The sequence below is a fragment of the Alteromonas sp. LOR genome, from assembly GCF_000753865.1.
GTDB lineage: Bacteria > Pseudomonadota > Gammaproteobacteria > Enterobacterales > Alteromonadaceae > Alteromonas.
In genome coordinates this window covers 124303-136847 of sequence record NZ_JQFW01000057.1, presented here as the reverse complement: position 1 = coordinate 136847, position 12545 = coordinate 124303, and the positions used below count along the sequence as shown (strand labels likewise).

The following is a 12545-nucleotide window of genomic DNA, read 5'->3' as shown; positions in this document are numbered from 1 at the left end:
TTTAGGTAACTTTTTCCATAGAGCAAATTTTTTTATCATTTACTTCATATTCACCTTACCGCCAATCATTTTTAGAGAAGGAGTTCCTCGAATTAATGCATCTCGTGCAAATTGCTGTTCGCAGTTAGGGCATATGCCCTCTTCTTTTGTGAAGTCCTCAACTATTCGCTCTTTGAAACACTTAACCAACGCCCCTTTACCGCCTTTTTTGTATTTATAGAGTAAGGTTTTACACTTAGCACAATAGATCTGAACGGTTTTTTCCGGGGCTTTTTTTCGGGGTTTTGCCATCAATACCTCGCCAATACTCATTCTACGTTTTGCTACCATTGTACAATCGCAGCATGGTGTTATTTTCAGCTATACTTTAACAGACGTAAACACGACTCACTGTTTCTTTCCTTTATTGGCTAAACTGTTTTCAGACCATCTGAATGACGAGCGTTCTATAACGGATTTATTTACAACGATTAAAGGTAACCTTCATGAAATTTATTTTCGCACTGTGTCTTTTGCTTTCAACGCCTGTATTTGCTAGCACGGCTATCATCATTAATGCCAACAATGCTTCGGGCATTGACGTTGAAATGGTGAAACGCATTTATCTTGGTAAATCAAAGGCGTTTCCTGATGGGAGCAGAGCTATCCCCCTTACGTTTGAAACAGGTAATGGACTTCGAGATACATTTAACAAAGACGTACTTGGAAAGTCTGAATCTCAATACTCAGCCTTTTGGTCAAAACTTGTGTTCACGGGTCGAGGGACGCCGCCTGAAATGATTTCAAACGAAGATGAAATGCTAACGCTCGTTGCTACAAACCCGAACACTATCGGCTTCATTGATGAGAGCAAAGTTGATGGCTCAGTAAAAATTGTAGGCACGTTCTAGCTTTTGGTTCGATTAACTCGCCTGTTCAGTTTAAAAGAAATGCGCAGTACAGTGCCCCCTGTACTGCGTTTTGAGTCTTTCACCCTCGTACTAGCCCTCGTTCTAGCTTGGATATTCGGCAAGGTAATTTAAGTTAGTAAATGCAGTGATAACGTCCTTAGCAAAATCTACTCTCGGGTTAGAAAGTGCGCCCTTTTTCCACACTAAGTATAAATCATTCTCTGGACCAGGCTTGCCCAGCTGAATAAGCTCACCCTGCTTTATGCCTTGCTTGCAAAGGTAATCGGGCAATACTGAATAACCAACCCCAGACGTAACAATAGACGCGATAGCTCTTATATCTGGACAAATAGCTGCCACAGGCGAGTCGCATTTAGCATTAAACACATCAGCAAAGTAGCGGCGAATAAGGGGAAGTTGTTCATCGTAAGCGACCACTTTATGCGTATTTAATAGAGAAGCTGTAACCTCGCGCTCTCCTATCAACTTGCCCTGAACTCGGTTCATAACAAGGATTAGTCGCTCTTTATCCAGTTTTTGATATTCATACATAGTCGATTCTGGCTCTGAACCGGTAATAGCAAGCTCGGCCACGTCGTTTTTTAACAGGCCATAGATATCTGTTTTATTGCCGGTATGGACAACCAGGTTGACTCTATCGGCCTGCAGCAGATTGGCAAGTGTTGGCCCCGCCACAGAGCTGAGGTATTCAGCAGGCCCAGCAAGGTGCAGTGTACCGTGATCTGTAGAAGCTCGACTTCGAATGGACGCCACTTTTTGCTCAAGAATGTCGATGTGACTAGATACTTGAAGCGCCAAATCATCGGCAATTGGGGTTGGCTCCACGCCTCTCGCTTTTCGAACAAACAGCTCCTTCCCCACAATGGACTCCATTGCTTGAATATGCGATGTAACTGCAGGCTGTGACATATGTAGCCTCGATGCGGCTCGAGTAATGTTGCCACTGCGATACACTTCAACAAAGGTTTTTAACTGCGTAAGATATGACATCGACCTACCCATCAGATTATTGATGGCTGATACTAACTTATCTGACTTCTCGTGCCAATTAAACCTCCGTAAGATGTAGCCCATTGAAGCAATTGGCTTAAATCAATAAGGATTTTTTGTGAACAAGACACTACCGATATTATTACTTATCTCATCATCATCGCTATCGCTGAGCGCTTTCAGTCACGGGCACGGAAGCGGTGAAGGTCATGAAAGTCAGACTAATACCAAAGGCGAGGTACTGGTACTGCTATCAAGCGAAGATAGAATGCAGCTTACAGAAGGTAAAACTGAGCCAACGGGTTATTATTTAAATGAATTTGGCGTACCCGCAAAAGCACTGGTCGACGCCGGTTACACTCTGGTATTAGCCACGCCGAAAGGCAATGCGCCCGCCGTAGACAGTAAATCGGTGATCCCGCAGTATTTTGGCGGTGACAGTGCCTACATGGAGCAAATACAACGCTTTGTTGCCTCTATTGATGGCATTGACGATACCCTATCGCTTTCAGAAGTCATCGATGCAGGTTTAAATAACTACAAGGGCGTGTTTATTCCTGGCGGCCACGCCCCACTTATCGACTTAGCCAACAACCCTGAAGTGGGTAAAATTTTGAGCTATTTTCATAATGCAGAAAAGCCCACCGCGGCAATATGCCATGGCCCAATCGCGCTTTTATCCGCACAAAACGACCCTGAAGCGTTTAATTCATCGCTTAAAAGCCAAGCCAATGCAGAGGCTGACGACTGGATTTACGCGGGTTATGAAATGACGATTTTCTCACAAGCTGAAGAAGAGTATTTTGAGAGCACCCTTACCGATGCAGGCTTACTTTACTATCCTTCCGATGCGATGAGCACCGCTGGCGGCGAAATGAGTTACGAAGAAATGTGGGCCCCTCACGTGGTTGTGGACCGCGAGCTAATTACGGGACAAAACCCTTTCTCAGACAAATTACTCGCTGAAAAGCTTATTAACCAACTGAATGAACAAGACTAATAAGGACGAAAAACTGACTATGCTTAATTTTACATTTAAAAATCAAACAGAAGTGCTTTTTGGAAAGGGCCAACTCAGTGAAGTAGCCTCTCGTTTACCGCACAATGCGAAGGTGCTATTTCTTTACGGTGGTGGCTCGATTAAAAAGAACGGCATTTACGATAAAACCCTAGAAGCACTTGGCGATGCCGAAGTTGTAGAGTTTCACGGTGTTGAGCCAAACCCGGAATTTTCGACGCTGATGAAAGCCGTTGAGGTGGCTCGTGAAAACAAGGTTAACTTTATCCTTGCTGTGGGTGGCGGAAGTGTAATCGACGGTGCAAAATTTGTCGCTGCTGCGGTTAACTTTGCTGGCGACCCTTGGGATATCTTAATTAAAGAAGCACCGTTTGAAAATCCATTACCTATTGGTGCCGTACTTACACTGCCTGCAACTGGCTCAGAAAGTAACGGTAATTCAGTGGTAAATCGCAAAGAAACCTCACAGAAGCGCGCGTTTTCATCTGAGTCTGTACAGCCGGTATTTGCAGTACTTGACCCTGAATTTACCTATTCGCTACCGATGCGACAGGTATCAAATGGTGTGGTAGACGCTTTTGTGCACGTTATTGAGCAGTACCTTACCTACTCAGTTAACGCGCCGTTACAAGACAGGTTTGCAGAAGGCATTTTGCAAACGCTTATTGAAGAAGGTCCTAAGTCACTAGCAACACCTACTGATTACGACGTAAGAGCTAACGTAATGTGGTCAGCGACAATGGCGTTGAATGGTCTTATTGGCAAAGGCGTTCCACAAGATTGGGGCACTCACATGATTGGCCATGAATTGACGGCACTTCACGGTTTAGACCATGCGGTAACGCTAGCTATCGTGCTACCGTCACTAATGTATGTGCAGCGAGACAGCAAAAAAGAGAAGATTTTGCAGCTTGGTGAGCGCGTATTTAATATCTCAGAACAAAATGAAGAAAAGGCGATAGATTTGACTATTAAAGCCGTTCAAGATTTCTTTGAAACAATGCAGGTCAAAACTCGCTTATCTGATTATGATATCGATAAAACAGCCATTGATGGATTGGTTGATAACTTAGAGCGCAACGGCCTAACAGCGCTTGGTGAGCACGGCGATATTGACCTAGTAAAGGCAAGAGAAATTCTCACGCTGGCAGCCTAACGCTTAAACTCCCAAGTTTTAGGCTAAGTGCGCTAAAGCGCTAGTACAAGTAGCGCACACGCCTAAGCTAGTAGATAAAGCGAGTAGGTATCAATAACGCGCTAATATGTAGAACAAATGAGTCTGCTTATTAGCGCGGGTTTGTGCTCTTTTTAATCCGCCTAGCCTTTGTTTTCCTCTTCCTTTTTTACCTCGTCTTCAAGAATCCATACTAGCCGCAGAATCCTCATAATCTGTTTTGGTCGCATTACTTTCTTGATTTTTGCCCCCTAACCGTTACTGTATTAATCAATATATGGGTTAGGACTATCATCATGTTGGATAGAAAAGCAGAGCCCTCTTCAGTAACATCAAGCGGTAAGATGATACTTGTGAAACAACAAAGGTTAGTGCAAACCTGCGTTATCGCGAGCGTAAGTTTATTTATCGCCCTTCTCTTTGCCCGTGGGCTTGCAGTTTATATTTTTTCATTCGGTTTGCTTTCTCTTGTGGCTACTACCTGTTTGTCGGTTTGGCGATATTCGAACCTATGTAACTACCTATTCTTAATATCAATCTCGCTTATGCTGTTCCTGTTGTCGATAACTGGCGCTGGTGTATTCGATCTGGCCATGCTGGGCTATCCAAGCGTGATCATCTTTTCTGCCATCCTTGGCGATAGACGTCTATTTTTAACCACGCTGACTTCAGTGCTATTGCAGTGTGTGTTGCTGGCTTGGTTGGCTATTGAAGGCGTGGTGGTTCCCCACGCCCCGTCAGTGACGTGGTCCCACGTCATATTTATCATGATTCTTTTTATATTCACTGGTTTCTGCGTGTACATCTTGGTACAAGACATCAGGAATCTGCTGCAGTCACTGCAAATAGAAAACACAAAAGCAGAAGAAAGCCGGCTTCAGGTACAGCACCTTGCACTGCACGATCCCCTTACAGATTTACCCAACCGCTTATGTGGTGAGCGACTTTTTTCGACCATGCTGGAAAAAAACAACCCATCCCAGACTAAATTGGCACTACTGTTTATTGATTTAGATAACTTCAAGCCTATTAATGATGCGTTAGGCCACGCTGCAGGCGATAAGTTTTTACAAAACATTGCGCAAACCGTTAGTCAGCATTTAAACGATGATCAGTGCCTCATTCGCTTTGGGGGTGATGAATTCATTGTGCTGTCAGCCGGTGTAACCGATAAAAATCAAGTCGATGCGCTTTGCACAAACCTAATTGCGTGGTGCAGCACTGAATTTGAAGTATTAGAAGCCAAAATAGTAGTTTCTGCGTCAATAGGAATAGCCTGCGCACCAGATGATGGAACGACGTTTAAGCAGCTTTGCCGTAAAGCTGATGTGGCCATGTACGAGTCGAAACGCAAAGGACGAAACCGGTTTGAGTATTACAATGCCGCACTCGATGAGCGCAGTGACGTGCTGTTTAACTTACTACAGCAATTACGCCCTGCCGTATTACATAATAAACTAGCGGTGTACTACCAACCTTTAATTGCGCTCGAAACGGGAAAAGTGTGCGCTATGGAAGCCTTGGTAAGATGGCCGCAAGAAGACGGCAGTCTTATTTTCCCCGACCAATTTATTCCCGTTGCCGAAAGCAGCGGACTCATTAATCAACTAGGCGCATTTGTGCTCACAGAAGCCTGTGAATATTGTGCTTACCAACACAGTATTGGCAACAAATATTTATCCGTGGCGGTAAATCTGTATTTTTCACAGTTTAGGGATAATTCACTGCCCGGTATTGTTAAGTCAGCATTGCAAAAAAGTGGCTTGCCTGCCGCATCTCTTGAACTTGAACTAACAGAAAGCATCCTAGCAGATGATCACGGAAACATTAGAAAGCAGCTGGAACACATTAAACAGCTTGGCGTTCAGTTTTCTATTGATGACTTTGGTACAGGCTATTCCAACTTAAACTACCTGCGAGCGTTTAACGCCGGAAAATTAAAAATTGATAAGATTTTTATCACTACTCTCGGCATCGACCAAAAACACGAAACCTTAGTGTCTGCCATCATGAATATGGCAAAGAGCTTAGACATGCAGGTTGTAGCAGAGGGCGTGGAAAACGAAGCAGCAAAAGCTAAGCTTATTGAGCTTGGTTGCGATATTGGACAAGGCTACCTTTGGAGCAAGCCCATACCAAAACATGAACTCGACGTATTGCTTAATTCCTGATAACACACAGCTTCGCAACAAATAGCGTGATGAAACACAAGCATCACACCAATCAATAAAGCGCCCTTACCTCCTCGTACATAATTTGAATTTAAGCGGTAGAAAAATCACTGCTATTGCAAAGCAGCGCTTCATGCCGACTTACTTCAACTAATGTAAAACCATATTGTCCCCCACCCGTATATATTAATAAATATTGGGCAGGTTCTTTTAGATGAGTATTGTTATGAATGAGTCAGTAGTGTTAGTCAATTCGATGGGCAATATGGTTGGTACATGTGAGAAACTCCAAGCTCATCAACACGGCCTTCTTCACCTTGCCTTTTCACTGATGCTAGTGAGAAAAACCGAAAACGGCTTTGAACATTTACTACAACAAAGAGCCAGTGATAAATACCACAGCGGTGGCAAATGGAGTAATGCCTGTTGTTCTCACCCTCGAGAAGGGGAAAGGCTTGATAGTGCGGTAAAGCGTCGCGTTTTTGAAGAGCTAGGTGTTACCCATTTACCTAACCCTGAGTACGTTGGCGCAATGACATACAAAGCGTCATTAGATAACGGGCTTACTGAGCATGAGTACGATCATATTTTCGTTCAGTATTGCAATGACAACGACGTCGCTCTATCACCTAACCCTGATGAAGTCAGCGCCACTCGCTGGGTAAGCGAACAAGACATTAAGGCTGAGTTATCACAAAACCCACACAGCTATACTGCTTGGTTTGCAGATTTACTAAAGCGCTTTGTGAGTGCCAGAGAACAAAAGCCAACGCATGATGCCTAGCTATTGCGGTTACAAAGGTGTGTGAGCAACACATGGGGGCACGTTACTGCAAACAGCCCGATAAAGATAAGCGGGTAGTACACACTCAACGCTTCTGTTTCGATAAAATACCAATAGGCCACGCTAAAAATCGCAACAGTTCCTAGCATGGGAATAAGCGTGGCAACAGCCAGACTTTTGAAATTCATCTGCATTGCTTTTTGCACTAACACTGTGTGGTAAACAGAGTGAACAATACAAAAGTACAGCGTGAAAAAGACAAGCGGCGGCAGCACGCAGGCGCACATCACAACAATAATCATGTTCTTAACAACTGTCGTCTCAATACTGTTTTTTAACCAATAAGCCAATACAATTGCAATGCACAGCACTGCTATCACCTGCATGCCTAAAGGGATAATAGACGCATGGTAGGCGGGTAAAAAAAGCCATTCAAAAACATCTACAAGACGCTGTGAGTACACCAACGATGGGGCTGTCACCACCACGGTACTGAGACACCATGCGGGTGTCGAACGTGTTTGCTGCCAGTCGTGCCTGAAGTGGGCAACCCCAATAGTTAAAAACACTAAGAGGCACACTGTTGGCAACAGCATCCATGCAAAAAACGCCATCGCCACTAATACGGTGTACACGCAAACAAGTAGGCTGAGCTTCACGGCATAGCTGAAGCGAAATTTTCCCATGTCTTGCTTGCTTAAAGACTTAAGCATAAGGATATCTAGTGCACCATGAGGCATTCCCATGATGAAAATTACAATGAGAGCCGCTATGCCTATCCCATCATTTGAAATGGGAAAGGCCGCGTACCAGGCTATACAAAGCACGATACTTGAAATCGTAAAGTAATTAAAAAGCCGATGGGTATTCATTAGTGCTCAGGGGTAAAAAGCGCTTTGACGAACGGTCTAATCGGCATAGCCTTGATGATAGACAGTACGTCTGAAAAAGTAGCGCTCTCTGTCATAAAGCGGGCAAACACATCAGCACCCACATTTTTAGCCATTGCGTTGAAGAGCGTTGGGGACAGCGCCATGTTTTTTCTCATTACCTTCAAAAATAGAGAGTCTAATGCAGAGTATAGCGGCGATATAGGCTTGGCGAGAGATAGTTTGTTTTCACTGCAGAGGCTTTGGGCTGTTTTTTCCGCCCAACGCTGAATGGTTAAAAACGCATACCCAGACGACGCTCTAATCATACTGCCTCGCGCACCAATACAATTCCAATTGCCTACCTTAACGGGGGCTATTCGTGTGTCCATTGAAAGCACACCTTTCTCCCACTTTTCAATAACCACATCATTGCCATAATCACCATTATTAACTATTTTCTCACAGGCAGACTGCATATCGGCAAGGGATTCATCGCGCATTGAAAAGCGAGTTAGCTCAATAAGTGCATAGTCTGCATCGAAGGGTAAAATATAGGTGAACTCAAAACAGCTTTCATCAGCGGTCATGTTTGACATCAGTGCGGCCTTTTTTGCGTTAAACGAATGAGTGGACGTTTTCACCCACGCACCAACAAAATACTGATTAATGGTATTACCTTCTGGCAGAGAAATACCACACGCACTGTCAAACCCAAAGGACGCTGAAACTCGCCGGCCGTTCAGCGCTAGCTCAACACTATTGGCGCTGGCCTGCGTATCGGCATGAGTATCGGCATGAGCATTGGCATCTACAGAATTAATCAACTCACTATCGGTATTCCATAGCCATTCTATGGTGGGCAGGCCTTTGAGCTTGTCAAAGGCGTATCGATAAAAATCTTCGGCCTGTAAGCAGCAGTAAGCGTGTTCATTTGATTGTGTACAGTGGTGATATTCTTGACGGCCATTTGAGAATGACCATGAAAACCAGCGGCGTTTAATTAAGTGATGTAGGGAGGAAGAAATATTTTGCTCGCCCCAGAAACACCATGTTTTTTGTGTTTCGGGTTTAGCGCGCTTTTCAACGACTAATACGTTTCCTGAGTAGCCTTGTTCTGTTAACGCTAAAAGCAGGGATATGCCTGATAACCCTGCCCCGCGGATAATAATGTCTACGTTATCATTAGTCATTAATTATGCTAGCGGGCTGCAGGTCGGTAATGGAGGCGTGAAGCACATCAATACTTGGTGCACGCTTTTCAGCAAATACAGGGTAGCCACCTCTCACCATTACAGAAGAGGCAATCAGTACTTTCTTGGGTAACCCTACCCGCGTTCTTCCTTCCCAATACGCATAGTTATGACTTGCCGCTAGCTTAATGCCTATTTCGCGGTAAACTGAAGCAGCGATGGCAATGGCATTTCTGCTATTTTTAGGTAAGTACCTTAATCCTTGCCAACCACTATTATAGTAACACTCACTCAATGCCAGTAACCGCTTTGTGGCATCTATTACTTTTTGCTGCGTAGTAACGGAATTTTCCACAATATCTTCAGCAGACACATCGCACCAGCTGTGGGGAATATATCGTCTTCCCATCTGCGCATCTTCAAAAACGTCTCTTGCTATATTGGTAAGCTGCATGCCAATGCCGAGGTTGGTGGCATAAGGCAGCCCTTTCTCTTCAGCGCCTAAAATGGGACACATCATTAGCCCCACTACGCCTGCTACCCGGTAGGCATACCTGATAAGGTCATCCTGCGTTTTAAAATCCACGGTGTATAAATCTTGTTTCACCCCCTCTATAAGCTGTATAGGAAGCGTCGAAGAAAAGCCGAGCTCACGCTGCAATGACAGAAAATCTGCCGTGTTTGCGCATAATACGGTGTCGGTTTCAATAGCGCGCTGAATAGTTTCCAGCTCTGTCTTAGCGAGCTGTTTGTCGCTACTTTCATCCGCTATATCATCAACCCAGCGACAAAAGGCGTAAAGACGGGCGGCCTGATTAAGTCTTTCTTCAGGCAAAAAATATCCTGCAAAACGAAAAGACTTACCATGTTTAGCGAGTGTTGCTAATGCCACCCCTTCATTTTGCATTCACGCCCCCACCCTGTAATTCGGGAGATGCGGACAAGCTTGACTGGGTAACATTGCAATTCGTTGAATGTGCAACGGACACAGGTTTAACCTCTTGTGCTTTTGTTGATGCCGTTTCATGGGTTTTATTAGGCACCACGCTAGGAATTAGGCTTTCTACCACTTTTGCAGAGGAAAGTACGCCGGGTAACCCTGCCCCAGGATGGGTCCCTGCACCACACAGATAAAGATTCTCTATTCCTTCTGATTTGTTGTGAAATCTAAACCACGCCGATTGAGTAAGGGTGGGAGCAATTGAAAAACCTGCGCCCTCTACACTTAAATACTCTTCAGAAAATTCTTTAGGTGTCATGTCAAATTGTTCAACAATACAGTCGCTAAGACCCGGCATGATAGATGATTCGAGAGCCTTTATAATTTTCTCTGCATACTCTTCACGAATGTCTTCCCATTGTGTCTCGGATGACAAGTTGGGAACAGGAGATAACACATAAAAGCTATCGCAACCCTCGGGCGCCATACTAGGATCTGTGGCTGTTGGGCGATGTAAATATAGGGAAAAATCGTCTGCTAACACTTTCTTATTAAAGATATCATCTAAAAGTGGCTCGTAACGCTTGCCTAACCAAATGGTGTGGTGAGCTATGTCTTCAAATTTTTTGGTAGTACCAAAATATAAAACGTACAGTCCCATGGAGAGCTTGGCATGCTTGGTTTTTATCCGAGCTGACAGTTTTTGATCTTCTTTTTTAATCAGTTTTGAATAAAGGTATTTTGGATCGATATTCGACACTAGGGTATCGCAGTCAATGGCACCCGATTCGCAGTGCACTTTTGTGGCTTTCTTATTTTCAGTTTCGATACCCGTAATAGTGGTGTTTAGCTGAATGTTAATGCCTTCTTCTTCCATCAGCTTGCCTAGCGCCTGAACTAATGCGCCGGTGCCACCCATAGCAAAATGAATTGCCCACTTTCTCTCTAAGAAATGGATTAGGTTATAAATACAGGTAGTGTCAAATGGGTTGCCGCCAACCAGCAAAGGCTGAATAGAAAAGGCTTGGCGCAGCTTTTCACTTTTTAAGTGTTCGCACACTAGCTGCCACACGTTGCGATAGCAACGAAGCTTGGCGAGATTGGGAATTTGGGAGACCATGCTAGAAAGTGTATGGAAAGGTTTATCTGCCAATTGGCTAAAACCAATATCAAAGATAGCTTCTGATTCTTTTAATAGTTCGAGGTAGCCGTTCTCATCTTCTGGGCAAATACGCCTAATTTCTTCTAACGTATCTTCAAGTGTGCCGCCGTAGTTAAACGTATCGCCATCGGGGTACGCAAATTTATACCAAGGCTCTACGGGCACAATATCTATGTAGTCTTCAATTTTCTTTCCGAAAAGTTCGAATAACTCTTCGAATAAGAAAGGTGCAGTAATCACGGTAGGACCTGCATCAAAAACAAAGCCGTTGCGACGAAAAACCCGTGCTCGCCCGCCCAATTCATTTTGGCGGTCGACTAAAGTAACGTCGTAGCCTTTTGCTTTCATACGCAAGGCCGATGCTATGCCGCCAAACCCGGCTCCAATGACTACTGCTTTATTCATTTTGGCTCCTACACACTGTCTTGAACAAAAGCTGACACGCTTTTATCGCAGACTCGCCACAATTAGCGGGTAATTCTTTCAATTCAAGTTCGCAGCGTTTAAGTAAATACTGCGCTCGCGTTCTAGCCAGTTCAATGGCCTGGTCGTGATCAGATTCTCTGGCCAATAAATTAACCACATTGAGCTGACCATTGGCTAAATCTGCCTGCCAATCATCCATGTCATCAGCGATTTGATAGGCTATTGCAAACTGGCGAATGGCTTCACTGGCTTTGTCGACTGCGCTTTCATAATTAGCTGCAACGAGCGGTAGCGCTAGAGATAGCTGTAGAAGAGGCCCAGATTTCTCTGCTGCGATAATTTCAAAGTCGGCAAGTGATTTAACCTGTTGATGGATATCCTTGCACTGACCTTCGATAGTTTTGGAAACATTGTTGCTTACACAGCGAATTAAAGCAGGAAGTTTTGCAACGTCTTCAATATCGCTCAAAGCGCCGTAGGCCTTTGACAGCATTAAGTCACCTGCGCACAGCGCGATGTCTTTTCCAAACCGGCTCCAGACAGACGCCCGACCACGGCGCTGTGCGTCGTTGTCTTGCAAATCGTCATGAACCAGCGAAGCATTGTGTAATAGCTCTACACAGCTAGCTAGCGTTAAAGCAGTTTGCTCGTTAAGTGACAATGCCTCGCAAGCTTGAAGGCAAAGTTTAGCTCGTGTTCGCGAACCTCCGCTTTGGAGGTGGTAACACGCAGCTGAATTTTCTGATACAGATGAAAAGAGCTCTTTTTCTAATAACTCCATTACCTGTAGGCTGTTTTTACTGGTGCTTTTAGTTTTGCTTTTGTTCATTTTCACACCCTTGGCAGTAACGCTTGCGCTGCTTTGCAGCGCAAGCGTGCATAACGCAAAGCAGCAGTTAGTTAACTA

General features: G+C 44.5%; 12 protein-coding genes. 5 read left to right on the top strand and 7 right to left on the bottom strand.

Annotated elements, in window-relative coordinates; genetic code table 11:
* Positions 1-39: 39 nt before the first annotated feature.
* Positions 40-291: a hypothetical protein gene (locus JV36_RS0117625; protein ID WP_032096842.1), complete on the bottom strand. Its 252-nt coding sequence runs from the start codon at positions 289-291 to the stop codon at positions 40-42.
* A gap of 194 nt (positions 292-485) precedes the next feature.
* Here JV36_RS0117625 and JV36_RS0117620 point away from each other — a divergent pair, with 194 nt between their 5' ends.
* Entirely contained in the window at positions 486-890 is a 405-nt protein-coding gene (locus JV36_RS0117620; RefSeq protein ID WP_032096663.1) for a phosphate ABC transporter substrate-binding protein, read from the top strand.
* 102 nt (positions 891-992) lie between these two features.
* On the opposite strand, the gene JV36_RS0117615 is transcribed toward JV36_RS0117620, so the two are convergent.
* Positions 993-1901, bottom strand: coding sequence for a LysR family transcriptional regulator (locus JV36_RS0117615; protein ID WP_032096664.1), 909 nt, complete (start codon positions 1899-1901; stop codon positions 993-995).
* Positions 1902-2070: 169 nt separating this feature from the next.
* Here JV36_RS0117615 and JV36_RS0117610 point away from each other — a divergent pair, with 169 nt between their 5' ends.
* The 4 genes from JV36_RS0117610 (at position 2071) to idi (ending at position 7048) form a co-directional block, all read left to right on the top strand.
* Entirely contained in the window at positions 2071-2901 is an 831-nt protein-coding gene (locus JV36_RS0117610; RefSeq protein WP_052010257.1) for a type 1 glutamine amidotransferase domain-containing protein, read from the top strand.
* A 19-nt stretch (positions 2902-2920) separates the two neighbouring features.
* On the top strand, positions 2921-4075 hold the full coding sequence (locus tag JV36_RS0117605) for an iron-containing alcohol dehydrogenase (RefSeq protein WP_032096844.1): 1155 nt from the start codon (positions 2921-2923) through the stop codon (positions 4073-4075).
* A gap of 314 nt (positions 4076-4389) precedes the next feature.
* The gene (locus JV36_RS0117600; protein ID WP_032096665.1) at positions 4390-6264 is read left to right on the top strand and encodes a putative bifunctional diguanylate cyclase/phosphodiesterase; all 1875 of its coding nucleotides are present in this window, start codon (positions 4390-4392) and stop codon (positions 6262-6264) included.
* A gap of 214 nt (positions 6265-6478) precedes the next feature.
* A complete protein-coding gene (gene idi, locus JV36_RS0117595) occupies positions 6479-7048 on the top strand; it encodes an isopentenyl-diphosphate Delta-isomerase (protein WP_200883171.1) in 570 nt (189 codons plus the stop codon).
* Here idi and JV36_RS0117590 read toward each other — a convergent pair.
* Genes JV36_RS0117590 through JV36_RS0117570 form a run of 5 tightly spaced genes read right to left on the bottom strand, consistent with a single transcriptional unit; the run spans position 7045 to position 12467 of the window.
* The gene (locus JV36_RS0117590; RefSeq protein ID WP_032096666.1) at positions 7045-7920 is read right to left on the bottom strand and encodes a Brp/Blh family beta-carotene 15,15'-dioxygenase; all 876 of its coding nucleotides are present in this window, start codon (positions 7918-7920) and stop codon (positions 7045-7047) included. The genes idi and JV36_RS0117590 overlap by 4 nt on opposite strands.
* Positions 7920-9110 (bottom strand): lycopene cyclase family protein, encoded by a 1191-nt coding sequence (locus JV36_RS19360; RefSeq protein ID WP_052010228.1) that lies wholly within the window; start codon positions 9108-9110, stop codon positions 7920-7922. Before JV36_RS19360 ends, JV36_RS0117590 begins: the two co-directional genes overlap by 1 nt.
* Positions 9103-10017, bottom strand: a complete 915-nt coding sequence (locus JV36_RS0117580) for a phytoene/squalene synthase family protein (protein WP_032096667.1) — start codon at positions 10015-10017, stop codon at positions 9103-9105. The genes JV36_RS19360 and JV36_RS0117580 overlap by 8 nt, the downstream gene beginning before the upstream one ends.
* Positions 10007-11617 (bottom strand): phytoene desaturase family protein, encoded by a 1611-nt coding sequence (gene crtI, locus JV36_RS0117575; RefSeq protein WP_052010229.1) that lies wholly within the window; start codon positions 11615-11617, stop codon positions 10007-10009. The genes JV36_RS0117580 and crtI overlap by 11 nt, the downstream gene beginning before the upstream one ends.
* Positions 11610-12467 (bottom strand): polyprenyl synthetase family protein, encoded by an 858-nt coding sequence (locus JV36_RS0117570; RefSeq protein ID WP_032096668.1) that lies wholly within the window; start codon positions 12465-12467, stop codon positions 11610-11612. Before JV36_RS0117570 ends, crtI begins: the two co-directional genes overlap by 8 nt.
* Positions 12468-12545 lie beyond the last annotated feature (78 nt).